Source organism: Amycolatopsis sp. 505 (assembly GCF_031625235.1).
In the GTDB taxonomy this organism is placed as follows: domain Bacteria; phylum Actinomycetota; class Actinomycetes; order Mycobacteriales; family Pseudonocardiaceae; genus Amycolatopsis.
This window is the reverse complement of record NZ_JACKQP010000003.1, coordinates 438,282-462,719: the sequence shown is the minus strand read 5'-3', so window position 1 is coordinate 462,719 and position 24,438 is coordinate 438,282. Positions and strand designations below refer to the sequence as shown.

General features: G+C 72.5%; 21 protein-coding genes. 6 read left to right on the top strand and 15 right to left on the bottom strand.

Annotated elements, in window-relative coordinates:
* Positions 1–12: 12 nt before the first annotated feature.
* From H5965_RS13675 to H5965_RS13645, 7 genes are all read right to left on the bottom strand, one after another.
* Positions 13–1,695: an FHA domain-containing protein gene (locus H5965_RS13675; protein ID WP_310970040.1), complete on the bottom strand. Its 1,683-nt coding sequence runs from the start codon at positions 1,693–1,695 to the stop codon at positions 13–15.
* Positions 1,692–2,129 carry a hypothetical protein gene (locus H5965_RS13670; protein ID WP_310970039.1) on the bottom strand — a complete coding sequence of 146 codons (438 nt, stop codon included), beginning with the start codon at positions 2,127–2,129 and terminating at the stop codon, positions 1,692–1,694. The genes H5965_RS13675 and H5965_RS13670 overlap by 4 nt, the downstream gene beginning before the upstream one ends.
* A 23-nt stretch (positions 2,130–2,152) precedes the next feature.
* Complete coding sequence (locus tag H5965_RS13665) at positions 2,153–3,709, bottom strand: hypothetical protein (protein WP_310970038.1); 1,557 nt, start codon at positions 3,707–3,709, stop codon at positions 2,153–2,155.
* Between the two features lie 91 nt (positions 3,710–3,800).
* Positions 3,801–4,622, bottom strand: a complete 822-nt coding sequence (locus H5965_RS13660) for a BTAD domain-containing putative transcriptional regulator (protein WP_310970037.1) — start codon at positions 4,620–4,622, stop codon at positions 3,801–3,803.
* Between the two features lie 307 nt (positions 4,623–4,929).
* Positions 4,930–5,685, bottom strand: a complete 756-nt coding sequence (locus H5965_RS13655) for an SDR family NAD(P)-dependent oxidoreductase (protein ID WP_310970036.1) — start codon at positions 5,683–5,685, stop codon at positions 4,930–4,932.
* 11 nt (positions 5,686–5,696) lie between these two features.
* Positions 5,697–6,689: an LLM class flavin-dependent oxidoreductase gene (locus H5965_RS13650; protein WP_310970035.1), complete on the bottom strand. Its 993-nt coding sequence runs from the start codon at positions 6,687–6,689 to the stop codon at positions 5,697–5,699.
* Between the two features lie 10 nt (positions 6,690–6,699).
* Positions 6,700–8,232 carry a long-chain fatty acid--CoA ligase gene (locus H5965_RS13645; protein ID WP_310970034.1) on the bottom strand — a complete coding sequence of 511 codons (1,533 nt, stop codon included), beginning with the start codon at positions 8,230–8,232 and terminating at the stop codon, positions 6,700–6,702.
* A gap of 116 nt (positions 8,233–8,348) precedes the next feature.
* On the opposite strand from H5965_RS13645, the gene H5965_RS13640 reads away from it, so the two are divergent.
* A complete protein-coding gene (locus tag H5965_RS13640) occupies positions 8,349–8,966 on the top strand; it encodes a TetR/AcrR family transcriptional regulator (protein ID WP_310970033.1) in 618 nt (205 codons plus the stop codon).
* Between the two features lie 43 nt (positions 8,967–9,009).
* Here H5965_RS13640 and H5965_RS13635 read toward each other — a convergent pair whose 3' ends face one another.
* From H5965_RS13635 to H5965_RS13615, 5 genes are all read right to left on the bottom strand, one after another.
* Entirely contained in the window at positions 9,010–9,561 is a 552-nt protein-coding gene (locus H5965_RS13635) for an RICIN domain-containing protein (protein WP_310970032.1), read from the bottom strand.
* A gap of 92 nt (positions 9,562–9,653) precedes the next feature.
* Positions 9,654–10,358: a helix-turn-helix domain-containing protein gene (locus tag H5965_RS13630; RefSeq protein WP_310970031.1), complete on the bottom strand. Its 705-nt coding sequence runs from the start codon at positions 10,356–10,358 to the stop codon at positions 9,654–9,656.
* Between the two features lie 130 nt (positions 10,359–10,488).
* On the bottom strand, positions 10,489–11,070 hold the full coding sequence (locus H5965_RS13625) for a lactate utilization protein C (protein WP_310970030.1): 582 nt from the start codon (positions 11,068–11,070) through the stop codon (positions 10,489–10,491).
* Positions 11,067–12,509: a lactate utilization protein B gene (locus H5965_RS13620; RefSeq protein ID WP_310970589.1), complete on the bottom strand. Its 1,443-nt coding sequence runs from the start codon at positions 12,507–12,509 to the stop codon at positions 11,067–11,069. Before H5965_RS13620 ends, H5965_RS13625 begins: the two co-directional genes overlap by 4 nt.
* 17 nt (positions 12,510–12,526) lie before the next feature.
* Complete coding sequence (locus H5965_RS13615) at positions 12,527–13,252, bottom strand: (Fe-S)-binding protein (RefSeq protein ID WP_310970588.1); 726 nt, start codon at positions 13,250–13,252, stop codon at positions 12,527–12,529.
* A 388-nt stretch (positions 13,253–13,640) separates the two neighbouring features.
* Between H5965_RS13615 and H5965_RS13610 the strand changes: the two genes are divergently transcribed.
* Positions 13,641–14,855: an MFS transporter gene (locus tag H5965_RS13610; RefSeq protein WP_310970029.1), complete on the top strand. Its 1,215-nt coding sequence runs from the start codon at positions 13,641–13,643 to the stop codon at positions 14,853–14,855.
* Between the two features lie 134 nt (positions 14,856–14,989).
* Here H5965_RS13610 and H5965_RS13605 read toward each other — a convergent pair whose 3' ends face one another.
* Entirely contained in the window at positions 14,990–17,821 is a 2,832-nt protein-coding gene (locus tag H5965_RS13605) for an AAA family ATPase (protein ID WP_310970028.1), read from the bottom strand.
* Between the two features lie 738 nt (positions 17,822–18,559).
* Between H5965_RS13605 and H5965_RS13600 the strand changes: the two genes are divergently transcribed.
* Positions 18,560–19,561, top strand: a complete 1,002-nt coding sequence (locus H5965_RS13600) for an ABC transporter substrate-binding protein (RefSeq protein WP_310970027.1) — start codon at positions 18,560–18,562, stop codon at positions 19,559–19,561.
* A 14-nt stretch (positions 19,562–19,575) separates the two neighbouring features.
* Here H5965_RS13600 and H5965_RS13595 read toward each other — a convergent pair whose 3' ends face one another.
* Together H5965_RS13595 and H5965_RS13590 are read right to left on the bottom strand one after the other, a co-directional pair.
* Complete coding sequence (locus H5965_RS13595) at positions 19,576–20,265, bottom strand: TIGR03943 family putative permease subunit (protein WP_310970026.1); 690 nt, start codon at positions 20,263–20,265, stop codon at positions 19,576–19,578.
* Positions 20,262–21,254 carry a permease gene (locus tag H5965_RS13590; protein ID WP_310970025.1) on the bottom strand — a complete coding sequence of 331 codons (993 nt, stop codon included), beginning with the start codon at positions 21,252–21,254 and terminating at the stop codon, positions 20,262–20,264. Before H5965_RS13590 ends, H5965_RS13595 begins: the two co-directional genes overlap by 4 nt.
* Positions 21,255–21,454: 200 nt before the next feature.
* Here H5965_RS13590 and H5965_RS13585 point away from each other — a divergent pair, with 200 nt between their 5' ends.
* From H5965_RS13585 to H5965_RS13575, 3 genes are read left to right on the top strand one after another with little or no spacing between them, the layout of a single operon-like run.
* The gene (locus tag H5965_RS13585; RefSeq protein WP_310970024.1) at positions 21,455–22,129 is read left to right on the top strand and encodes a class II aldolase/adducin family protein; all 675 of its coding nucleotides are present in this window, start codon (positions 21,455–21,457) and stop codon (positions 22,127–22,129) included.
* The gene (locus tag H5965_RS13580; protein ID WP_310970023.1) at positions 22,126–23,079 is read left to right on the top strand and encodes a carbohydrate kinase family protein; all 954 of its coding nucleotides are present in this window, start codon (positions 22,126–22,128) and stop codon (positions 23,077–23,079) included. Before H5965_RS13585 ends, H5965_RS13580 begins: the two co-directional genes overlap by 4 nt.
* On the top strand, positions 23,066–24,430 hold the full coding sequence (locus H5965_RS13575) for an FAD-dependent oxidoreductase (protein WP_310970022.1): 1,365 nt from the start codon (positions 23,066–23,068) through the stop codon (positions 24,428–24,430). The genes H5965_RS13580 and H5965_RS13575 overlap by 14 nt, the downstream gene beginning before the upstream one ends.
* Positions 24,431–24,438: the final 8 nt, after the last annotated feature.

The following is a 24,438-nucleotide window of genomic DNA, read 5'->3' as shown; positions in this document are numbered from 1 at the left end:
CGGAGTCGAGGATCAGCAGTGCCGGTGGGAGAAGTAGTGGAGCTGCCGCATCCCGGCGGCGACGGTCGAGCCGGGCTCGAGCACGGTCTCGGCCCCCGGTTCCAGCCGGCGCCAGGTGGCGCTCCCCCGAGGCAGCACGAAGGTCCCGTTGGCCGACTGCAGATCGGTGACGACGACCTGCCAGCCCCGCAACGCGATCCGGGCGTGCCGCCGCGAGACGAGCGGATCGGCCAGCGTGACCGGATCGGCCTCCCCCGTGGCCACGGCCTCGTCGAACTCGGGCATCCGGCCGAGCACGAGGTCCCGCAGCAGCGGGACGGTGGTGCCATCGTCGAGCACGAGCACGCCCAGCTGCGGCCGCGGTCCGACATCCGGCGAGCGCGGGGCCTGCGCCATCGAGATCCCGCACACGGAGCAGTAGGAGACGGCGGGATCGTTGAAGTGATCACGAGCGCACCGCACCCCGGGCACGGTCGCGACGACGACCCCGACGGGGCGGCTGTCCGTTGTGGACTCGGCGGTGGCCGGCGCGGTTTCGGTCGCCGGTGCGGGGGCCGGAGCTGGCGCGGGCGCCGGAACCGCGGCCGAGGCCTGCGCCGGAACCGGAGCTGATGCGGGCGCCGCCACTGGAGCTGTTGCTCGCACCGGAACCGAAGCCGCAGCTGCCGCCTGCTCCGCCACCGGAGCCGGAGCCGCGGCCGGAGCCTGCGCCGGCACCGGGGCTGGCGCGGGCGCCGGTACCGAAGCCGGAGCTGTCGTCCGCTCCGCCACCGGAGCCGGAGCTGCTGCCTGCTCCGCCACCGGAGCCGGAGCCGGAGCCGCGGCCGGAGCCTGCGCCGGCACCGGGGCTGGCGCGGGCGCCGGTACCGAAGCCGGAGCTGTCGTCCGCTCCGCCACCGGAGCCGGAGCTGCTGCCTGCTCCGCCGCCGGAGCCGAGTCCTGCGCCGGAGCCGCGGCCGGGGCTTGCGCCGGGACCGGAGCTGGCGCGGGCGCCGGAGCCGCGGCCGGAGCTGTCGCCTGCCCCCCTACCGGAGCGGAGTCCTGCGCCGCCGCCGGAGCTGTGGCCGGAGCCTGCGCCGGCACCGGAGCTGATGCGGGCGCTGCCCCCAGAGCCCGAGCCGCGGCCGGGACCTGCGCCGGCACCGGAGCTGACGCGGGCACCGGGGCCGGATCTGCCGCCTGCTCCGCCACCGGAGCCGAGTCCCGCGCCGGAGTCGGCTCGGCCGGGGCCGGAGCCGGGGCGTCGTCCAGCGTGCCCAGGTCCGTGCCGCCCAGTACCGCGCGTACGGCGTCCACCCGATCGGTGATCACCCGGTCCAGGACCGTCGCCGCGTCGCGGCCGTCGAGGTGGACGTGCTTGCCGTTGACCGTCACGATCAGCTCTGCCCCGCCGTGCACGACGGCCGCCATGCCGTCGCCGGTCGGGCCGAAGGCGCAGAGGGCCGGGAAGTCTTCGGCGTCCGCGTCGATCAGTCCCGCCACCCGGCGGCTCAGCTGCCTCGCGTCGGCCTCGTCCGCCGCGATCGCGGCGACCGCGTCGAGCAGCGCGCCGATGCGGTGCTGCCGGCCGGGCACCGCTTCGCAGACCAGGGTCAGGTCACCGTAGCGGGCCAGGACTGCGTTGCCCCGCAACGGGTGCAGCCCGTCCGGGGCCGTCGCGGCCGCCTGCGGTGCGTTGTCCAGAACCGTGCTCATACCAGTCTCCCGCCGTGAAACCTCCATCGGATGAACGGCACCCGCATCGGCCCGTTCGCGAACAGCCACACCGCCAGCCAGACGACCCCGAAGTGGATCAGGAACGCGCCCCAGGGCACCGGGCCCGGCAGCCAGGGCAGCCGGCCCCGGCCCGCCAGGACCCACACGAGGATTCCCTCCGGCACGGCGGTGAGCAGGCCGAAGAGGGTGGGCCAGTCCTTCTCCCACCGCCACTGCATGAGCAGGTGGTAGACGAACTCCCAGCCGACCCCCAGCACGGTGACGGCGCCCAGCACCACGAAGGTGGCCTGGTACCGCTGCGCCACCGGGGCGTCGATCGGCAGGATCGGCGCGAGCAGCGCGGTCAGCGCACCACCGAGGAAGATCAGCAGGAACAGCCGGGTCTGGATCCGGCCGAGCAGTGTCGGCACCACGTCGTCGTCCTCTCCACGTACGGTCAGATCCGGCGTCCGGTGGCCCACTTCAGCCACCGGGCGATGGAGCTGACCGGTCCCATGTGGTCGCAGTAGCCGCGCCGGGCGATGTCGTCGATGACGTCCTGCGCGGCGAGCTGGAGCCCGAGGAAGGTGTCCACCCCGGGGAAGTAGCCGCCGTACGCGGCCGCGCCGGTCGCGTAGAGCCGTCCTTCGCCGTTGTCCGCCCCGCGCACGTCGAAGGCTTCGCCGACGTCGAGCCGGCCGAGCACGTTGCGCCCGACGCCGGGCTGGCGCAGCAGGTCGCCGAGGACGCGGTGCTCGCTGATGTCGCCGTTGAGGCCGGTGCAGTCGATCACGTAGTCGACGGCGACGTTCGCCAGGCCCTCGGGGCGGCCGATGGTGGCCACCATGCCCGTCCCGTCGAGCCGCAGGTCGGCGATCCGTCCGGAGACCGGCTGGTACCAGCCCTGTTCCCGGGCGGTCCGCTGCCCCTCGCGCCAATGCCGCCGCGACGGCGTCGTCGTCCCGCCGATCTGCTCGTAGATCCGGACCCGGTCGGCGCCCTCCAGCCCGTGCATGCGGGCGCGCAACTGGCCGCCCCACGCGGACTTCGGGTAGTTGAAGCCCTGGAACGCCCAGCCGTCGCGACCGGGCCGCCGCGCCCACGGGTGCGGCCCGTGGTGGCCGGCGTAGAAGGTGCGGAACAGGTGCACGATCCGGGTTTCCGCGCCGCCGGAGAGCCGGTCGGTGATCAACCGGTGCAGGACGGCCGAGGCGACGACCCCGCCGCCGCGCACCAGCACGGTGCCGGGCCGGTGGCGCAGGGCCTGGTACACGTGCTCGTGGTCCTCGTAGCCGTTGACCACGTGGTGGAAGTCGTTCATCCGTTCGCGGAACGCCTGCATGTCGGGCAGGAACCGCAGGCCCGGGTAGCCGACGGCCAGGTGCACGTCCCGCGAGCGGAAGGCGACGTGCCCCGGCGCCGGGCTCCCGTCGGCGGCGGCCGGGGACAGCAGGCTGAAGTACCCGCCACCGGCGCGGCGGCGGACCACCTGCACCTCGCCGCGCACCAGCATCTCGCCGTACCGGATCCGGTCGGCCTCCCGCGCGATGCCGTCGAGCACCGTGCCGAGCACCGGGGTGTAGAAGTCGGCGAAGTCCGGCTCCAGGAACACCTGCGTCAACGGCTTGAGGCTGCGGGTCCGCCACGCTTCCTGCAGCGCGTACGACGGGAAGCCCCACAGGTTGTCCGGCCGCGACGCCGAGTCCGACCGGATCCGGCGGGCCCGCGGCAGCTGCGAAACGCGGGTCAGGTACTCGTAGGTCTCCCACGGGTGGGCCAGGTTCGACAGGACGCGGATGTCCTGCGCCGGCACGTCGCCGGCGATCCGCAGGTAGTCGACGGTGACGAAGGAGCCCATCCCCCCGCCGACGCTGACGAAGGGCGCGTCGTGCACCGGGATGCCCGCGCCGGCCACCATCTCGTCGGTCCACATGGGACTCTGGTCCAGCAGCGGCGGGACGGCCCGCGCGGTCGGCAGCTGCGGCGCAGCCACGGCATCGGTCGTGTCAGTCACTTTCCCTCACCGGCTCACTGTTCTCATCGCTCCGGGGAACATTCACTCGCAAGAGTGACGGCGGCGCCGTCGGCGCACCGTTCTCCGAGCGTCACACGTCGAGGCCGGCGGCCGGTTCGTCGAGCAGTTGGCCGATGCTGGAAGCGGGTTCGACGCCCAGCTCGTCGCGGAAGACCCGCTGGTAGTCGGCGAAGTAGGAAAGCGCTTCCTGCTGGTTTCCCTGCACGAGGCAGGCCCGGATGAGCGTCTGGTGTGCACTGTCGCGCAGGGAATCCGCCTGCACCAGCGCCAACGCCGTGCAGACGGCCGCGCCGGGCAGGCCCTCGCTGGCCAGGCGGCGGGACAGGGTTTCCAGTGCGGCCAGCCGGAGCTGGTGGTACCGGGTCTGGTACTCCAGCAGCCATTCGTCGTCCAGGTCGGGCAGGAGGTCGTGGTGGAAGCCGGCGTCGAGGGCTTCGGTGCGCACCGCGGCGGGCAGCGGGCCTTCGGTGGCGAGGATCCGGTTGGCCAGCGCGGTCGTCTCGTCCAGGTCGATGCGGAGGCCGCCGGCGAGCCGCAGGTAGGAACCGCACACGACGATCAGGCCCGGGCAGGTTCGTTCCAGCCGGTAGATGACAGTGCGTAGATTGGCGTGGGCGCGCGCGGTGGTGGCATCGGGCCACAGCAGGTGCGCGATCTGCCGCCGCGCGACCGAGCCGGAGTGGCAGACGAGGACGGCGACGAGCCGCTGCCCGGTCGTGCTCACGTCGACCAGTTCTCCGCGCAGCACGAGCCGGAACCCGCCGAGCAGGCTCAGTTCGCCCACCGGAGTGACCTCTTCGGACGTCCCGATCGGACGCTCGGGTGCGGACGGCCAGAGCTGCGCGTCCGGGCGGAAGAGAGCGGACCGGGTGGTGGTGACGTCGACGAGCATGGGATGTCCCCCAAACGCGGGTCGGAGATGGTTTCGTGGAGTACCGAGACGCCACGCCGCGGGACCGTTACATGATCACGGAATTCTCACGATCCGTACACGGATCACCGGGAATTCCGTTGTAACGAGGGGGAAAGACGATGGATAGTCACGAAAAGTAGTCGTTTGAGAAGACGTCGGACGGGGTATTCGGTTACTTCGGTGCCGTGCCCTGGGGCTGGACTGTCCTATTCGGCCGGTTTCGGCTCAGCTCCCGGCACACCGATGCCCGGCCGGTTCGCCACCGAACCGGCCGGGCATCGGCGTGTCACACCAGCGACGCCGTCAACCCGCCGTCGAGGACGTAGTGGCTGCCGGTGATCCAGCTCGCCCGGTCCGAGGCCAGGAACGCCGTCACCTCCGCGATGTCCTGCGGGGTGCCCAGCCGGCCCTGCTTGGCCGCGACGAGGTCGCCGAACGGGACCTGCGTGGCCGCCTCGAAGTCCGGGACCAGGCGCTCGACCATGGCCGTGTCCGCGAAGCCCGGGCAGACCGCGTTGACCCTCACTCCCGTCGGGCGCATCTCCACCGCCGCGACGCGGGTCAGCTGGATCACCGCCGCCTTCGTCGCGCAGTACGAGCCGAGCAGGGGGCTCCCTCCGATGCCCGCGATCGAGGCGATGTTGACGATGTTGCCCTTGGACTCCACCAGGTGCGGGGTCGCCGCCTTCATCGTCACGAACGTGCCGCGGACGTTGACCGCGAAGATCCGGTCGAAGCTCTCCGTCGGCTGCTGCAGCAGCGGGGACGACACCTCGATGCCCGCGTTGTTGACCAGGACGTCCAGGCCGCCGAGGAGGTCGACCGCCTGCTGGATCGCCGTCTGGACCTGGGTTTCGTCGGTGACGTCGCAGTTGGCGACACCCGCGGCGCCGATCTCGTCGGCCGCCTGCTTGGCCGCGAGGGAGTCGAGGTCGCTCACGACGACCCGGGCGCCGCGTTCGGTGAACAGCGCCGCGATCGCCTTGCCGATACCGGCACCCGAGCCGGTGACGAAGACGCGCTTTCCATCGAGTTCGGACATGCTGGTCCCTTTCACATCGCGTCGATCTTGGGGAGGATTTCTTCCTTGAGGCGCTTCAGGTCGTCGAGCGTCTTCGCCACCGGGACGTCCTGGAAGGGCGGCCACAGGAACGGCATCGTCAGCCCGGCTTCCCGGTAGCGCTTGAGCCGGTCGGTGATCTGCGCCTGCGAGCCCACGAGCAGGTTGGTGCCCTTGCCCAGCGGGCTCTGGTCCATGTCCTGGTCGGTGATGACGAACCAGATCATGCTGGCGATCTCGAGGTCGTCGACCGATCGCGGGGTGTCGAGGGCCTCGAGCTCGCGCTGGATTTCGGTGCGCCACCTCGTGATGTCCTCGGGCGAGTCCTGGATGCCGATCCAGCCGGCGAGCCCGTACTTCGCGATGCGCGCGGCCGACCGCTTCGCGTCCTTGAGGCCGCTGAAGAAGATCGGCGGGTGCGGTTTCTGCACCGGCTTGGCGCCGAACCCGCTGCGCTGGAAGTCGGCGAACTCGCCGTGGTACTCGAACAGGTCGTTGGTCCAGATGCCCTGCATGATCTCCAGGGTTTCCCGGACGTGCTGGTGCCGCTTGGGGAAGATGTGCGACGCACTCGCGGCGGCGAACTCCTCGGGCATCCAGCCGGAGCCGACGGCGACGTTGAGCCGGCCGCCGCAGAGGTGGTCGATGGTCGCCAGTTCCGCGGCGAGGACGCCGGGCGAGCGGTAGGGCGTGTCGATGATGCTCATCCCGATCCGCACCTTCGACGTCTTCGCCGCGAGCCACGGGATGAGCGGCATGCCCTGGAGGAACTCGCCGCGCGAGCTCACCGGCAGGCCCTTGGGAAAGCCCTCGATCATGCCGAACGCGTACTGCATCTCCTGGGTGTCCGACGTCTCCGGGACGATGATCCGGTCGAGCGTCCAGACGGAGTCGAAGTCGAGGTCCTCGGCCAGCGCGGTGAGGTCCTCGAGCTCCCGCACGGTCACCTTGTCCCGGAAGTTCGGCAGGTAGAGCGCGAGTTTCATGTGTTCTCCTTCAACGGGTGGCGAGGGTGGTGCGGATGTCGGCCTTGAGCACCTTGCCGACGGTCGAGCGAGGCAGGTCCGGCCAGACTTCGACCTGCTTCGGGGCCTTGACGCTGCCGATGCGGTCCTTGACGAAGGCGATCAGCTCGCCGGCGTCCAGTTCGGCACCGGGCCGGAGCTGGACGACGGCGGTCACGCGCTCGCCCCACTTGTCGTCGGGCAGGCCGACCACGGCGCAGTCGCGGACCGCTTCGTGGGCCAGCACCGCCTGCTCGACCTCGGCGGAGTAGACGTTGAACCCGCCGGTGATGACCATGTCCTTGGCCCGGTCGACGATGTGGAGGAAGCCTTCGCCGTCGAGGAACCCGATGTCGCCGGTGTGGTGCCAGCCGTGGGCCGACGCCTCCGCCGTGGCTTCCGGGTCGCGGTGGTAGCCGGCCATCACCAGCGAGCCGCGCACGCAGATCTCGCCGCGTTCCCCCTGCGGGACCGGGTTTCCGTCGCCGTCGAGGATCGCCACGGTGACCAGCGGCGACGGCCGCCCGGCCGAGGACAGCCGTCCGGTGTGGACGGTGCCGTCGGGCCGCCGGTGCTCGGCCGGGGACATCGTCGAGATCATCATCGGGGCCTCGGACTGGCCGAACAGCTGCGCCATCGGCCCGATCCGGTCGAGCGCTTCGGTGAGCCGGGCCGTCGACATCGGGGCCGCGCCGTACCAGAAGCACTGCAGCGACGAGAGGTCCGTGCGGTCGAGGGCTTCGTGGCCGAGCACCAGGTAGATCAGCGTCGGCGGCAGGAACGTGTGCGTGACGCGGTGGTGTTCGATGAGCTCCAGGAACCGGCCGACGTCCGGCTTCGGCATGATCACGACCTCGCCGCCGCGGGCCAGGACCGGGAAGCACAGGACGCCGGCCGCGTGCGTCAGCGGGGCCAGGGCCAGGTAGACCGGGCGCCCCTCGAAGGGGTAGCTCATCAGCGTGATCGCCGACATCACCTCGAGGTTGCGGTCGGTGAGCATGACACCCTTGGGACGTCCGGTGGTGCCGCCGGTACCCACCAGGGCGACGACGTCGCCGGGCGGCTCGGCCACCGCGGGCGGGTCGTCTTCCGCCTGGCCGAGCCAGTCGTCGAAGCCGGGCGCGAAGGCGTCGCCGTCGCCGAGGCGGACGAGCGTGGTCAGCTTCGGCAGCTGCGGGGCGATCCGGCGGACCAGGTCCTCGAAGGCGGGCTGGAAGACCAGGGTGGCGCAGTCGAACAGGTCCAGGAGCTCGGCGTTCTCGCCGGCGGCGTTGCGCGGGTTGATCGGGCACCACACCGCGCCGGCCCGGGAGATGCCGAAGACGCAGGTGAACGCGGTGGGGTCGTTGGCCGAGAGGATGCCGACCTTGTCCCCCGGGGCGACGCCGGAGCGCCGCAACGCGCGGGCGACCGCTTCGGCGAGCTCGACGACCTCGCCGTAGGACCGGGTGACCCCGTCGAGGGTCAAGCAGGGCGCCCCGGGGTCCAGGGAGGCGCCTTTCTCCAGGTAGAAGAACAGAGACATCGTCGTCCCTCCCGACATCGCCGGCGGCTGGTGAAGACCATGACCGCCATTTGGACGAATGTCAAGATTTTCTTGGACGATTGGTTAGAAAACGGCCGGATGGTATCTTCGGGGTCGTGACCAGCGCAGCCGCCGTGAGGCGCCGGACCCCAGCCGACAAGTTCGAGGACCGCCGCCGGGAACTGGCCGACGCGGCGCTCCTGGCCCTGGCCGACCTCGGCTACGCCCGCACCAGCCTGCGCACGATCGCGGAGCACACGAAGTTCTCCCACGGGCTGCTGCACTACTACTTCGCCGACAAGGTCGAGCTGATCACCTACTGCGTCCGCCGCTACAAGGCGGCGTGCGTCCAGCGTTACGAGGGCGGCGTCGGCGAGGCGGCCACGGCGGCCGAGCTGGCGGCGGCGTGCGCCGACGGCCTCGCCGCGGCGCTCGGCGAAGCGCCCCTGATGCACCGCATGTGGTACGACCTGCGCACGCAGTCGTTGTTCGAGCCGGCGTTCCGCGAGGACGTCGCCGAGATCGACGACAGCCTGCGGGACATGATCTGGCGCAACGTGACCGCGTACGCCGGCCTCGCGGGCGCCGAGCCGACGTGCTCGGCGGCGGACGCGTACGCGCTGTTCGACGGGCTGTTCCAGCAGGCGCTGCTGCGCCACCTGGCCGACGAGGAGACAGCGCTCGACGACCTGCGGCGCGGGGTGCGGGAGCCGTTCCCCCGGCTGGTCGGCTGACGACGACGGGCCGCCGTGCCCGGCACGGCGGCCCGCACCCGGGTCAGGGGATGTGCCACTGCTGGGGCGGCGTGTCCTCGCACGTCCACTGCTGCAGGAGCGTGCCCGGGGTGTTGCTCCAGTCCTTGTCGTCCACGCAGCGCCCGGTCATCAGGTTCTTCACGCGAGACGTCGGGACCGGCGGGGAGAACGGCTGGGTCTCCACCGCCCACAGCTGCATGTAGCCCTGCCGGGCGTCGGCCCAGCAATCCCACTGCTGCAGGAGGACACCCGGCGCGGAATCCCCGCCGGGGACGTCGAGGCACTTGCCGGTTTCCAGGTTGCGGAGCCGGTAGTAGTGCGTCACGCCGATGGTCATCACGTACTCTTCGGTCCAGCGTTGCGGCGCCCCTCCCCAGCAGTACCACTGCTGGATGCGAGCGCCGCTGGCGCGGTCGCCGCCGACCACGTCCATGCACAGGTGGCTGCTGTTGTTGATGAACAGGTAGGGACCGTAGTCGGGCGCCGCGTTCGCCGGCGAGCCGGTGAGCAAGGCGGCGCCGGCCAGGCCGGCCGACACGATCGACGCGACGATCCGCCGCGCGATTCGGTTCATTTCGCTTCCCCTCCCGAGAAAACCCGGACCCCGGTGGCCCGGTCCGGGGATTCTGGGCCCGCCGCCCCGGTGGCCGGAAACGCCCGTCTCGTTCAACGGAACGATCGGGGGTGCGGGAGCCGGTCGGTGATCTCCTGCGACGCCCGCCGGACCAGCTCGGCGAGTCCGGCCGGTGCGGCCCGGCGCACCACGACCGCGCCGACCGAACCGGCGAAGGAGCCGTCCGCGTGCCAGATCGGGGCGGCTACACAGGAAACGCCGGACGGGTGCTGCTCGGCCAGCCACGGGCCGCCGACCCTGGCCAGGATCTGCCGGCGCCGCCGCTCCACCGGCAGGCGGTCGCCGGCGGCCCGGCCGGCGAGGAGGACCTTTCCGGCCGCGGTGGCGTCCGGCAGGGTGTCCCCCGGCCGCATCGGCGGGAATTCGACGCTCTCGCACCGGGTTTCGGCGACCACCCGGACCCGGTCGTCGTGCAGCACCGTCACCACGACCGCCGTGCCCGTGAGGGCGGCGAGCACCTGCACCGGCTCCCGGGCCGCGTGGTGCAGCCGGGGATCCGGGTTCCAGGCCGCCCCGAGCCGGGCGAGCGACCGCCCGATGAAGTACCGCTGTTCGTGACGGTGCACCGCCCCGAGCGCGACGAGCTGTTCGAGCAGCCGGTGCACGGTGGCTTTGGGCAGGCGCACCGCGCGGGCGAGATCGGCCAGCCTGCTGCCGTCGGCGGACCGGGACAACGCCTCCAGCACGCGGAACGCCCCCTCCAGCACGCCCCGGCCCCGGTGTTCTCCGGATTCCATCGATGCCCTCCTCCCCCGGACACCCGGCAGGACGAAGATCGCCGGCGATATCCGGAGGGGGACGGGATTTCCCTGATACGAACCCACAGGGACTTCTCAGGAACGCGGCGGCCCGGGCCACCGCCTCCGGTCACTCCGTGACGACCACGACGTGCAGGCTCCGTGGCCCGTGCACGCCTTCCACCCGGGTCAGCTCGATGTCGCTGGTGGCGCTCGGCCCGCTGATCCAGGTCTGCGGGCGCGCCGGGTCCAGCGCGGCCACCGCCTCCGGCACCCCCGGCACGATCTGCTCCGCCCGGAGCACGCACACGTGCACGTCCGGCACCAGGCTGAACGCCCGCCGGCCTTGCCCCGGCCCGTGGTCGAGGACGATCGTACCGGTGGTCGCGATGCCCAGCGCCGCCGTCGTGACGACGGCGTCGAACCCGGTCGGCATGGCGGTGCTCGCCACCGGCGGCGCCCCCTCGATGCCGACCGGGAACCCGTCCGGTACCAGCACTTTCCGCGACGGCCCCAGCGCCGCGCGGATCGCGTCCGGCAGCTCGGCGGCGGTGCACCGGGTGAGCGTGGCCCGGTAGTCGACCACGCGCTCGGCGAACAACTCGACGTCCGCGACGGCCGCGCGGTATCCACGGGGTACCACGGCTTCCGTGCGATCCGCGTCCCGCAGCGCGCCGCGGACGGCCGCCAGGATCTCCTCCCGCGCGTTCATCGCTTCCGCCACCAGGACCGGAAGGACTCGGGCGGCGGCGCCGGCAGGTCGCGGCTGGTCGTCCACAGTGAACCCGGCCACGGCAGGCGGGACAGGGCCCGGCGGCCGCCCGGGAGCAGGCGGCGGCCGAAGCGGGTCAAGGCCCGGTTCGCGACCCCCAGCCCGCGTTCGGCCGCGCCGAGCCGGCGGGCGTCGGACAGCACCCAGGACGCCGTTTTCATCGCCACCGCCTCGGGTTTCGGGGGCCCGCCGCGGTGTGCGTCGACCACGCGGGACCGCAGGTGCACCAGGACTTCCGGGATGTCGATGCGCACCGGGCAGGCCTCGAAGCAGGCCCCGCACAGGCTGGAGGCGTAGGGCAGCGAGTCGGTCTGCTCGTCCACGCCGACGCCCTTGAGCAGCGGGTTGAGGATCGCGCCGATCGGCCCGGGGTAGACCGACCCGTAGGCGTGCCCGCCGGTCCGTTCGTAGACCGGGCAGACGTTCAGGCACGCCGAGCAGCGGATGCAGCGCAGCGCCTGCCGGCCGACCTCGTCGGCGAGCGCGCGGGTGCGGCCGTTGTCCAGCAGCACCACGTGCATCTCCTGCGGGCCGTCGCCCGGTGTCACGCCGGACCACGTCGAGGTGTAGGGGTTCATCCGCTCCCCCGTGCTCGACCGCGGCAGGAGCTGCAGGAACACGTCGAGGTCGGCCCACGTCGGGACCACCTTCTCGATACCCACCACGGAAACCAGCACTTCGGGCAGGGTCAGGCACATCCGGCCGTTGCCTTCGGACTCGACGACGACCAGGGTGCCGCTCTCGGCGACGGCGAAGTTCGCGCCGGAGACGGCCATCTTCGCGCGCAGGAACTTCTCGCGCAGGTGCAGCCGGGCCGCGCCGGCCAGCTCGGCCGGGTCGTCGGTCAGGCCCTCGGGCGCCGGACGGCCCGCCGCGGCCATCTCGCGGCGGAAGATCTCCCGGATCTCCGCGCGGTTGCGGTGGATGGCCGGCACCAGGAGGTGACTGGGCAGGTCGTCGCCGAGCTGCACGATGAGCTCGGCGAGGTCGGTTTCCCAGGCGGTGACGCCGTGCTCGGCGAGCACCTCGTTCAGACCGATTTCCTGGGTCACCATCGACTTGACCTTGACGACCTCGTCGACGCCGTGGTCCCGCGCGATGCCGGCGACGACCTCGCAGGCCTCCCGCCCGTCGCGTGCCCAGTGCACGGTCGCGCCCCGCGCCTGCAACGCCGCTTCGAGGGTCAGGAGGTGCTCGTCGAGGCGACGCAGGGTGTTGTCCTTGATGGCGGCGCCCGCCAGCCGCAGTTCCTCCCACTCGGCCACCTCGCCGACGACGGCCGCGCGCTTGGCGCGGATGGTGGCGGTGGCGTGGGCGAGGTTGCGCCGCAGCTGCGTGTCGGCGAGCGCTTCCCGGGCCGCCGCCGGGAAGGCGGGCATGCCGACGAACGTGGCGCTCACGCGTCCTCCTCGGTCGAAGCGAGCACGTCGGCCAGGTGCAGCACGCGGACGCCGGACCGCTGCCGCGACAGCAGGCCGCCGACGTGCAGCAGGCAGGAGTTGTCGCCCGCCACCAGCACCTCGGCTCCGGTGGCGCGGACGTGCCGGGCCTTGTCCGCGCCCATGGCGGTCGACGTCTCGGCGTTCTTGACGGCGAAGGTGCCGCCGAACCCGCAGCACTCCTCGGCGGCGGGCAGCTCGGCGAGGTCGAGGCCGCGCACGGCCCGCAGCAGCCGCAGCGGCTTGTCGCCGACGCCGAGCATGCGCAGCGAATGGCAGGTCGGGTGGTAGGTGACGCGATGCGGGAAGTACGCGCCGACGTCGGTCACGCCGAGGACGTCGACGAGGAATTCGCTCAGCTCGTGGACCTTCGGCCCCGCCTCGGCCAGCCGGGGCTCCCCCGCGCGCCGGGCGACCAGGCCGTGCTGGTGCCGGGCCGACCCCGCGCACGAACCCGAGGGCGTGACGACGTGGTCGTACCCGGCGAACGCGCCGGTGAACGCGCGGACCACCGGCACGGCCTCGTCGAGGTAGCCGGTGTTGACCATCGGCTGGCCGCAGCAGGTCTGCGCCTGCGGGAAGTCCGCGTCCACGCCCAGGCGGCGCAGCAGCCGGAACACCGCCTTGCCGGTGTCGGGGAACAGCGCGTCGTTGATGCAGGTGACCAGCACGGCGACCTTCATCCGCTCACCCGCATCGCGCACCTCCGTATTGAAAGGTTTCAATTTCCTGCGCGTTGACGCTACTACGATCGGTTGTTACGTTTCAAGTACTCGGGCACGGTGATCCACAGTGACGACGCTGCTGTTCCCGGCGTCCCCACTGCGCCACTCGTGGAAACTCCGTTCCACGATGGGGATTTCGTCACCACGGACCGTGACCGGATTGGACGGAGGTCCCGTGCCCGAGGCGTCCGGCCGTGCCGATGCACGCCCATTCGCCGGGCCCGCAATCGTTGAGGGACAACAAAATCTCGTTCATCCGTCAGGTGACGGATGTCTGAAATGCGCGCACCACGAAACATTGCTCTACGGAGTTTGCCGCTCCGGCCTCGACACCCGAGGAGGAGCGATGTCGCGTGCTACCACCACGGTCTCCACTCTGGTCATCTTCGTTCTCGCACTCAACCTGCGGCCGGCCGTCACGAGTCTCGGCGCCGCGTTGCCGGACATCTCCGTCGCCGGCGGCCTGGTCGCCGCGGTGCTCGTCGCCCTGCCGCTCTGGGCGATCGGCCTCGGCGGCTGGGCGACGCCGTGGCTGTGCAGCCGGGTGGGGACGCACCGGACCGTCACCGTGGCCCTCGTCGGGCTGATCCTGTCGCTGGCCGGGCGGGTCTTGGGGGGTTCGGTGGAACTCCTGATCGGGACGGCGCTCGCGTGCCTGTCCATCGCCGTGCTCGGCACCATGCTGCCGTTGCTGGCGCAGGGGTCCGCCGCCTTCACGTTCGGGCTGGGGGTGGGCAGCACGGCCGGCGCCCTGGTCACGCCCACCGCGGTCATGTCGTCGTCGTGGCGGGTCGCCCTGGGCGTGTGGGCGGCCTCGGCGCTGGTGGCCCAGCAGGTCTGGCAGCGCACGCCCGGCGAGTTCGCGTCGCCGCGGACCGCACCGGGCGCCGTCCGGGCGTCGGCGTTGACCCTCCACTTCGGACTGATTTCGACGGTGACGTTCCTGGTCATGGGCTGGCTGCCCGGCATCCTGCGCAGCGCCGGCGTCCCGTCGGCGACGGCGGGTGCGTGCCTCGCGCTGTCGATGGCGATGGGGTTGCCGATGATGTGGCTGGTGCCGGGCTGGACGCGCCGCTGGCGCAACCAGACCCTGCTCGTGGTCGTCCTGGCCGCGCCGAACGTGATCGGCGTGACAGGGCTGCTCCTGGCGCCCGCGGCGGCCCCCTGGCTGTGGGCCGCGGCGACCGGAACGGGCATGGGCGCGCTCGCGTTCGCGCTGACGACCATCTCGTTGCGCAGCAAGGACAGCTCGGTGGCGCTGTCCGCGGTGGTCCAGGGGGTGGGGTACGTCATCGCGGGCTTCGGGGTGCTGGTCTGCGGGTGGCTGCACACGGGGACGGGCACGTGGCGGACACCGCTGATGCTGGTCCTGGCGGTGTTGCTCGGCCAGATGGTGAGCGGGCACATCGCGGTGTTCCGCCGAACCCCGGCACCGACTCCGGAGCCGGCCCCCCAGCCGGAGCCGGCGCCCGACCCGAAGCCGGCCCCTGAGCCGGAGCCCGCGGCCACCCCGCCGCTCGTCGTGCATCCGCAGGACGACGCTCCGGAGGTCGCTGCTTGATCCGGCCGCGCCGGGCACCCGACGGCAGTCACGACCCGCCACCGGTGCCGCGAATGACTCATTCGGGACGTCGGAGGTCCCGAATGAGTCATTCGCGACGTTCGAGCCGCTGCCGTACCCGGCCGGGGCGCAGCTCAGCCGGAAGCGGACTGGTGGCGGGCGGCTTCGCGGGCGATGTCGATGCGCGAATGCACCCCCAGTTTGGTCAGGATGTGCGAGACGTGCGTGCCCACCGTGCGCGGCGACAGGTAGAGCCGGGCCGCGATCTGCGGGTTCGACAGGCCCTCCACCACCAGCGCCGCGATCCGGCCCTCCGTCGGCGTCAAGCTGTCCCAGCCGTGCGTGGCCTCACGGTGTTTCACCTTCGGCCCGCGGCGGATGCCCAAGGCGCGGAACAGGGCGCGCAGCCTCGCCACGTCCCATTGGGCGTCCAGCTCCGCGTACAGGTCGATGGCGCGGATGAACGCCGCCCGCGCCGAACCGCGGTCCTCCGGCCGGGCTTCGGCGAAGGCCAGTGCGGCCGCCTCCAAGGCTTTGGCCTGGGACAGCGGGCGGCCCGCGTCCGCGTAGCCGTCGGCGGCTCGCAGCAACGTCGTCCCGTCGCGCTCGAGCAGGCCGCGGCAGTACAGGGCCAGCGCGCGGCGGTGCGGGACCGCCGAGTCGGCGGCGATGCCGCGGGCCCGGGCCTCGATCTCCGCCGCGGTCTGCACGTCGCCGATCGTCATCGCCAGGCGGGCGGCGTCGCCGAGGCGCTCCTCCCCCGCGTCTTCGCCGGCCGGTACCGCCGTCAGCACGGCGAGCGCCCGGTCCGGCGCGCCCGCGTGCTCGAAGGCGAGGCTGCGGGCGCGGACCAGGGATTCCACCACCTCGTCACCGACGCGTTCGGAATGCAGCGCCGCGACGTCGAGGTGGCGGCGGGCCGCGGCCGACTCGTCGCGGTGGAAGTGGATGATCGCGGCGACGCCGTGGTCGCAGCACACCACGCCCGGGTCCTTGTGGTCGTCCGGCACGACGTCCACCTCGGCCAGCGCGTCGTCCCACCGGCCGGCACCCAGCATCAGCTGCCCGATCGCGCTCTGGACCTGCGTCAGCCGCGCCTCGCTGCCGGTGCGCTCGGCCAGGTCGCGCGCCTGCCCGGCCGCGGTGAGCGCGTCGGCGTAGCGGTCGAGCGCGCCGTAGGTGACCGACTGGTTGATGCGCAGCAGCAAGGTGAGTTCGATCAGCGTGGGGTCGCCCCGCACGACGGCGATCGCGCGCTCGAACAGCGGCAGCGCGGCGGCCCACTCGCCGCGGGCCATCGCGCACTGGCTCAGCACGTGCAACGCCCACCCCGTCGCCCAGCGGTCTTCCGCTTCGCCGAGCTCCGCCAGTGCCGCGGAGGCGGCCCGGCCGGCCGCGTCGATCTCGCCTTGGACGCGCCGGATCCGCGCGATGAGCACCAGCAACCGCGCCCGGTGCCGGGCCTGCAGCCCCGGCTGGTTCAGCGCCTCGTTGAGCGCGGGCAGGGACTCGGCGGCGCGGCCGGCCGTCCCGCGGCTCTGCACGACCGTCGTGTGCAGGTCGACGCGCACGTCGGGGTCGCGGACGCGATCCAAGGCGCGGCAGGCGATCCGCTCGGCCTGGGCCACGTTGCCGACCCGGTAGTAGGCGTCGGCCAGCCGGCAGGCCAGCGCACCGGTCACCGCGTCGTCGAGGGGCGCATCCCGCACCGCCCGTCTCAGCAGCGCGACGGCGACCACCGGCGCCTGGCCGATCAGCGGCATGGCCACCTTCAGCAGCCACCGCACGGCCCAGTCCGGGACCGGCACACGAGTGTCCGTTGTGGACACCATGGGCAGCAGCTGCCGCGCCACCCGCTCGACCGGGGCACTCGCCTCGGCCAGCGCCCACGCGGCCGACTGGTGCCAGGCGACGCGGACCGCCGTCGGCATCTCGTCGTACAACGCCGTGCGGATCAGCGGGTGCCGGAACTCCAGGTCGTCGCCCGCCGCCACCAGGACGCCGGCGGCGCGGGCCTCGTCGAGGGCGGGCAGCAGCTCGGCGAGCGAAGAGTTCGTCACGGTCATCAGGTCCGCGACCGAGAACCCGACACCGAGCAGCGCCGCCGTCCGCAGCACTTCCCGCGCCGGCTCGGTGAGGAAGCCCAGCCGGTCCGCGATCGCCTCCGGCAGCGAGTCCGGCGTGGCCGCGCCGGTCAGCTCCGCGATCCCCGCGTGGTCGACCTCCAGGCAGGAACTCCTGGTCAGCGCGTCGACGAGTTCGGTGAGGTACAACGGATTCCCGGCGGCCCCGGCGGCCAGTTCCTCCAGCCGGGCCCCCGGTTTGCCGCCGGCCAGCGCGGCGACCAGCTCGAGCACGGCCGGTTCCGCGAGCCGGGTCAGCCGCAGCCGCTCGGCCGGGCGGACGATCCGGAAGAGCGAGCGCAGGTCGTCGCGGCGCGGTACCGGCCGCAGCACGCCGATCAGCAGCAGCGGGAGCTGCCGGACCAGGCGGGCGAGCCGGCTCCACACCGCCACCGTCGTGCTGTCCGCCCACTGCAGCTCGTCGACGACCAGCACGGCCGGGCCGTCCTGGCACAGCTGGTCCACCAGCGCGATCAGCTGCTCGGCGGCCGCGGCGGCGAGGTCGGCGCCCTTGCCGGCGACAGCGCCGCCGCCCAGCAGCTCGTAAACGGCGTCACGACGCGGATCCCGCGTGGCCGGGGTGATCTCCAGTGCGTCCAGGAGCGGCAGCAGCGGCAGGGCCTGCCCGAGCTCGTCGCCGGCGCCCCAGTACACCTGGCAGCCCGCGTCGGTGGCGGCCACACAGGCGGACCGGACCAGCGCGGACTTGCCGATGCCGGGCTCACCGTCGACCAGCACGGCGCGGCCGCGACCCGCGGCGACGTCCCGGATCCACGCGACCAGCCGGGACAGCTCGCTGTCCCGGCCGACCAGTAGCTCCGTACCGTCCGTAAGCGGTCGCACACGGGGGATTTTAGAAGTAAAACCTGTTCCCCAACAAGAGGACCACTTGGCCAGCCCGGAACGCCGGCCGGTCGTCCGGCGTTCCCGGCGCGTAAACCTCCCATTCGGCAAATGCGCCGATTCGTGATCCGGGCGTGATTCACCCGGCCGGGCGCGCCGGATCTCCGGCCCCGGAACCGCAGGTCACCGCCGGTGCGGGTGGTCCGGACAAGCCGCGGGACGGCCCGGCGGGCGGCCGACGAATCCCTTGTGTCGCAGCCCGTTGACAACGCTTCCACGGACAGGTGAACTTCGCCCGCGCCGGCCGGCCGCTGCCGGCGAGGCGGCACCATCGACGATTTCGACACCTTCGCGGCTATTACCTGCTTTAGCAGACAACGGCGGGAAAACCCCGCCGCCGAGTTCGATTTCGGCGCGGCAACTACACCGGGTTCGCGGTCCCGGGATATGGCAGTCGATCTGTTGTTTCCGCTTTGCCGGTGCCCCTCCGGCCACGTTTTTCGCACTCCGTCCACACCTTCGTCGAGTCTCGCGGCGAGCGCTCGGTGACCGCGGAGAGCGCAAGATCGTCGATCTAGTATTCGTGCCGCCATTGTGGTGAATTCCCCGATCCGGCGGCATCACGCATTGTCAAGGGCTGCCGGGATCCCTACAGTTGCCCGCCTGACGCCGGGGAGTGAATCACGGACCTTCCTTGGAGCCGGTACATCAACTGTCATCTCCTTCGAGGAGCAGACCTTGTTCGGAATAGTCAGGACCAATGCCCGTTTTCGCGCCGCACTCGCTCTCGCGGTCGTCACGGTCGTAACCGGTTGCGGCGCGCTCGGCGCGACCGGCTCGAGCACGTCGTCGAGCGGCAGCGGGCTGGAGAAGTCGGCGCTGAAGGTCTCGATCCTGCCCACCACCGACCTCGCACCGTTCTGGCTGGCCCAGGACGAGGGCTACTTCCAGGCCGAGGGACTCTCCGTCGAGTCCGTCATCGCCGCCAGCGGCCAGGCCTCGTTGTCGAAGTCGATCTCGGGCGACGTCGACATCGCGTTCTCGACCTACCCGCCGTTCTTCACCGCCCGCAGCACCGGCGCCGCCGACATGCAGCTGGTCGCCGACGCGACGTCGGTCAACGCGAAGTCCAACGCGATCGTCACGGTCCCGAATTCGCCGGTGAAAACAATCACCGACCTGGCCACCGCGAAGATCGCCATCACGGCCAAGAACACCGCTTCGGATCTCCTCACCCGTTCGATCATGCAAGATCACAACGTCGATTTCAGCAAGGTGAAATGGGTGCTCATCCCGCTGCCCAACATCGCCGCGGCGCTGCAGCAGGGCCAGGCCGACGCCGCGTACCTGCCGGAGCCCTACATCACGCAGGCCGCCAAGACGGCCGGCGCGATCCCGGTGATCGACATCAACAGCGGCGCGACCCAGGACTTCCCGCTGACCGGCTACGGTGCGACGCGGAAGTGGGTGAAGGAGAACCCGAAGACCCTGGCCGCGTTCCAGCGCGCCATGCAGAAAGCGACGCACGACGCCCTGTTCGACCGCGCCAAGGTCGAGCCACTGCTGGTGCGGTTCGCCAAGATCGACGAGGACACCGCCAAGCTGCTCACCCTGCCGGGCTACGGCGCGGTCCTGGATTCCCGCCGCCTGCAACGGGTTCCCGACCTGCTGCTGCAGCTCGGCGCGATCCCGTCGCCGATCGACGTCAACTCGATGATCGGCCCGCAGGCCGGTAGGTGAGCGGAGGTGCCGCGCTAGCCGAGGCTCTCGTAGGGATCGGCAGGCGGCGCGACGGGCCGGGCCCGGCCGACGTCGACGAACGGGATGGTGCCGCCGTTGACCGGGTCCGTGGCCTGCCGGCCGGTGTACGCGCCGGTGACCTCCAGCCACGCATCGGGCGGCAGCACCGGCGGAACGCGGTCGGTCAGGCCGACCTTCACCGGCTGGGCGTCGGCCGCGCAGCAGTTCAGCAGCATCCGGACCAGGTACGGCGTGCCGTCGCGGTCGAAGGCCACGAACCCGGTGATCGTGACGGTCCGGCCGGCCAGCGACCGCCCGTGGTCGTAGACCGCGCGGTCCGCGTAGTCGATCATCGTCAGGCGGACGGGGTTGCCGTCCGGGAGCGGGGTGAGGATCCGCGGCGCCGTCACCGCCGTGCCGGCGCGCATCGCGCTGTAGGACCCCAAAGCCGGTGGTGCGGCGAGCATCAGCGCGAACACCGGCAGCACCAGCAGCCACGAAACGCGCGGCGCCGGATGCCCGCCCGGGCGCCGCCGGGCGTACCAGGCGGTCGCGACGGCCGCGACCACCAGCACCGCGCCCGCGGCCAGCACCAGCGGTTGCAGGCCGGCCTTGACGTACCGCAGGTACAGCCCGGTGAGGCCGGCGTGCAGCAGGACGCCGCCGACCAGGAACAGCAGGATCGCCTGCACGGTCCGGTTCACCGCAGCACCGCCCCGGTCACGACCGCGGCCGCCACGGCCACGACGAAGGTCACCGGCGCGAACCGCTGCGCGAACCCGCGGCCGAACGTGGCGGCCTGCATGCCGAACAGCTTGAGGTCGATCATCGGGCCGACGACCAGGAAGGCCAGCCGTGCCGTCGGTGAGAACTGCGTCAGCGACGAAGCGACGAACGCGTCGGCCTCCGAGCAGATCGACAGGAGCACCGCGAGGGCCGAGAGGGCCAGGACCGCGACGACCGGGTGGCCGGCCGCGGCGTGCAGCCAGGAGGCGGGCACCACGGCCTTCAGAGTCGCGGCGGCCATCGCGCCGCCGACGAGGAACCCGCCCGCGTGCATGACGTCGTGCCGCACCGATCCCCAGAACGCCTCTCCCCGGCCGCCGCCCGCGCCGTGGTCGTGGGCGCGGGGCCGCAGCCAGTCCGGACGGCCGAGCCGCTGCCACAGCCAGCCCATCACGCACGCCGCCGCGAGGCTCGCGGCGAACCGGGCGACGACCATCCGCGGCTGGCCGGGGAAGGCGACCGCCGTCGCGGTCAGCACCACCGGGTTGATCGCGGGTGCCGACAGCAGGAACGCCACCGCGGCCGACGGCTGCACGCCGCCGCGCACCAGCGCCCCGGCCACCGGCACCGACGCGCATTCGCAGCCGGGCAGGACCGCCCCGGCCAGCCCGGCGGCCGGCACCGCCAGCAACGGCCGTTTCGGCAGCACGCGCGTGAAGAACGACGGCGGCACGAAGACCGCGAGCCCGGCCGAGAGCAGCACGCCGAGGACGAGGAACGGCAGCGCCTGGACGACCACCGCCACGAACACCGTCATCCAGCTCTGCATGACCGGGGTGGACAACAGGCGCCGAACCGGGCCCTGCGCCAGGAAACCGGCCAACAGGACCAACGTCAGGACGAGCACCGGATCGACGTTCCAGCCCGGCGTTTCGCCCAGGTTCCGGCGTTCTTCGATGGCAGCCAACGGCGATCTCCCGTACTTCCGCTCCACACCCGCCCCTTTACACGGGCCTGGGAGGCGTCCGGTTCACCAGCGGCAGTGACCACTGTGGACTCCAGCGACGGACGCCGGCAGCGACCGCAGCGGGCGTCGATCGCCCCCCGTTGCCGCGGCTCGCGAAACCTGAACGTGACTTTGTTTCATGTTTGGCCTACGCTGAGCCGATGACCCAGGACACCGCGCTCCTGCAGGCCGAGCGGCGGGCCGTCGTCGCCGCCTGTCAGGACCTGGCCGGCGCCGGGCTGCTGATCGGCACCGCCGGCAACGTCAGCGTGCGCGCCGGCGAGCACGTCGCCGTGACCGCCACCGGCGTCGTGCTCGGGCGGGCCACCGCGGACCAGGTCACCGTCGTCGACCTCGACGGGACCGTGGTCGCCGGGGACCTCGCGCCGACCTCGGAACTCGAACTGCACCTCGGGATCTACCGCCGCTCCGGCGCCGCCGCGGTCGTGCACACCCACTCGCCGCAGGCCACCGCCGTGTCGCTCGTGCTCGACGAACTCCCGTGCGTGCACTACCAGCAGCTCCTGCTCGGCGGGGCCATCCGCGTCGCACCCTTCGCCGTCTTCGGCAGCGACGAGCTCGCCGAGCACGTCTGGACCGCGCTGGACGGCAAGTCGGCGGCGCTGATGGCCAACCACGGCGCCGTCGTGCACGGCCCGACGCTGCAGGCCGCGGTGGACAACGCGCTGCTGCTCGAGTGGGCCTGCGAGCTCTACCGGAACGCCGCCGCGATCGGCACCCCCCGGACCCTGGACGCCGCCCAGCAGACCGCGGTGGTCGAAGCCGCGCTGCGACGCGGTTACGGCAGCACCAAACGGATCGAGGAGGATCGGTGACGCAAACGGTGATCACGCTCGGCGCGCACGTGTTCGACGTGCAGGTCCGGCCGGTCGAGGCCATCCCGGACGGGCAGGGCGCCGCCCTGGTCGAGCAGATCCGCTTCGGCCCGGCCGGCACCGCCGCCGGCACCGCGCTGACGCTGGCGAAGCTCGGCGCGACCGTCCGCACCGCCGGCGCGATCGGCACCGACCCCATCGGCGACCTGCTGCTGGCCATGCTCGCCAAGTTCGGGATCGACACGTCCCTGGTCGTCCGCCGCGAAGCCGTGCAGACCTCGGCGTCGGTGCTGCCCATCCGCCCGGACGGCAGCCGTCCGGCCTTCCACGTCCCCGGCGCGAACCTCACCTATGGTCCCGACGACATCGCCGAAGCCGAAGTCGCCCGGGCGACCCATCTGCACCTCGGCGCGCCCGAGCTGATGGGCGGGGACAACGCGGCGAAGATCCTGTCCCCCGCGCGGGCGGCCGGCGTGGTCACCTCGGCCGACCTGCTCGCCCCGGGCGACCCCGGCGTCCTCGCCTGGATCGCGCCGGCCCTGCCGCACCTCGACTACCTGCTGCCCAACGAACAGCAGGTCCTCGGGCTCACCGGCGCCGACACCCTCGAAGACGGCGCTCGCGCGCTGATCGGGCAGGGGGTCGGCTGCGTCGCCGTCACGCGGGACGCCCGCGGCGCCCTGGTGATCACGGCGGACGAGGTGATCACCGTCCCCGCGTTCGCGGTCGACGTCGTCGACACCACCGGCTGCGGGGACGCCTTCTCCGCCGGTTTCCTCCGCGGCGTCGGCCTCGGCCGGTCCCCGCGGGACGCCGCCGTGCTCGGCTCCGCCGCCGCGGCCCTGGTCGCCCAGGGCCTGGGCAGCGACCACGGCGAGTTCGACCTGGCCGCCGCCGACGCCTTCGCCGCGGCCACGCCGACGCTGGAGGCCGCCGATGCGCCGCACTGACGTCGTCGTGGTCGGCGCGGGCCTGGCCGGGCTCACCACCGCCCGCGAGCTGACCGCGGCCGGCCGGGACGTCGTCGTCCTGGAGGCCCGCGACCGGGTCGGCGGCCGCACCCTGAACCACGACCTCGGCGACGGCAAGGTGGTCGAGGCGGGCGGGCAGTTCGCCGGCCCCACCCAGGACCACGTCCTCGCGCTGGCCAAGCAGGTCGGCGTCGAGACGTTCCCCGCCCACACCCGGGGAGCGTCGGTATACGTCCACGGCGACCGGGCCCGCCGGTACCGCGGCGACATCCCGCCCGATCCCCTGGCCCTGCCCGATCTCGGCATCGCCATGCGGCGGATCGACCAGCTGGCCCGGAAGATCCCCCTCGACGCGCCGTGGCGCGCCCCCAAGGCACGGGCGTGGGACAGCGTGACGTTCGAAAGCTGGCTCCGGCACACCACGGCCGGCACCGGCGCGCTCGACCTGGTCAACGTGCTGCTCGGCTCGGCCTTCGGCGGCAGTGCCGCCGACACCTCCCTGCTCTACAGCCTCTGGTACATCGCGGGGTTCGGCAACGAAACCACGCCCGGCACGCTGGAACGCGGCATCGGCGTCACCGGCGGCGCGCAGGAATCCCGCTTCGCCGGCGGCTCCCAGCTGATCTCGCAGCGCATCGCCGAGGAGCTCGACGGCCGCGTGGTGCTCGGCGCCCCGGTGCGGGCGATCGAGCAGGACGCGGGCTCGGTGACCGTCAAGTCCGATGTGGACACCTGGCACGCGCGGCACGTCGTCGTCGCCGTCCCGCCCGCGCTGGCCACCCGGATCTCCTGGCGCCCGCTGCTGCCACCGCAGCAGGACGCGCTGTTCTCCCGGATGGCCTTCGGCGCGCTGATGAAGTGCGAAGCCGTCTACCCCGAGCCGTTCTGGCGCGCCGACGGGCTCAACGGCCAGGCCGTGTTCCGGCACCCCTCCCCGATCTGCTCCATGTTCGACAACTCCCCGCCCGACGGCGAACCCGGTGTCCTCATGGGTTTCCTCGGCGGCCCGCAGTGGCACCTCTGGGCGGCCCGGCCGCCCCGCGAACGACGTGCCGCCGTCCTGCGCGTCTTCGCCGCCGCCGTCGGGAAGCCCGCGCTGCGGCCGGTGGAGTACTTCGAACAGGACTGGGTCGGCGAAGAATGGACCCGCGGCGGGCCGACGTCCGTGCCCGGGACCGGCGTGCTGACCGAGCTCGGCCCCTGGCGCGACCGGCCGTTCGGCCGGGTGCACTGGGCGGGCGCCGAGCACTCCGACCACTGGAACGGATACCTGGACGGCGCGGTCCGCTCCGGCGAGACCGCCGCCCGCGCCGTCCTCGGCCACGGGTGAAGGGGACG

Bases quoted from the DNA above. Each gene is read 5' to 3' on its own strand.
- H5965_RS13620 (WP_310970589.1), bottom strand. From the start codon at position 12,509: ATGCCCGCCTTCCCGGCGGCGGCCCGGGAAGCGCTCGCCGACACGCAG.
- H5965_RS13645 (WP_310970034.1), bottom strand. From the start codon at position 8,232: ATGTCTCTGTTCTTCTACCTGGAGAAAGGCGCCTCCCTGGACCCCGGG.
- H5965_RS13585 (WP_310970024.1), top strand. From the start codon at position 21,455: ATGACCCAGGACACCGCGCTCCTGCAGGCCGAGCGGCGGGCCGTCGTC.
- H5965_RS13575 (WP_310970022.1), top strand. From the start codon at position 23,066: ATGCGCCGCACTGACGTCGTCGTGGTCGGCGCGGGCCTGGCCGGGCTC.
- H5965_RS13615 (WP_310970588.1), bottom strand. From the start codon at position 13,252: ATGAAGGTCGCCGTGCTGGTCACCTGCATCAACGACGCGCTGTTCCCC.
- H5965_RS13610 (WP_310970029.1), top strand. From the start codon at position 13,641: ATGTCGCGTGCTACCACCACGGTCTCCACTCTGGTCATCTTCGTTCTC.
- H5965_RS13625 (WP_310970030.1), bottom strand. From the start codon at position 11,070: ATGAACGCGCGGGAGGAGATCCTGGCGGCCGTCCGCGGCGCGCTGCGG.
- H5965_RS13675 (WP_310970040.1), bottom strand. From the start codon at position 1,695: ATGAGCACGGTTCTGGACAACGCACCGCAGGCGGCCGCGACGGCCCCG.
- H5965_RS13630 (WP_310970031.1), bottom strand. From the start codon at position 10,358: ATGGAATCCGGAGAACACCGGGGCCGGGGCGTGCTGGAGGGGGCGTTC.
- H5965_RS13635 (WP_310970032.1), bottom strand. From the start codon at position 9,561: ATGAACCGAATCGCGCGGCGGATCGTCGCGTCGATCGTGTCGGCCGGC.
- H5965_RS13660 (WP_310970037.1), bottom strand. From the start codon at position 4,622: ATGCTCGTCGACGTCACCACCACCCGGTCCGCTCTCTTCCGCCCGGAC.
- H5965_RS13650 (WP_310970035.1), bottom strand. From the start codon at position 6,689: ATGAAACTCGCGCTCTACCTGCCGAACTTCCGGGACAAGGTGACCGTG.
- H5965_RS13655 (WP_310970036.1), bottom strand. From the start codon at position 5,685: ATGTCCGAACTCGATGGAAAGCGCGTCTTCGTCACCGGCTCGGGTGCC.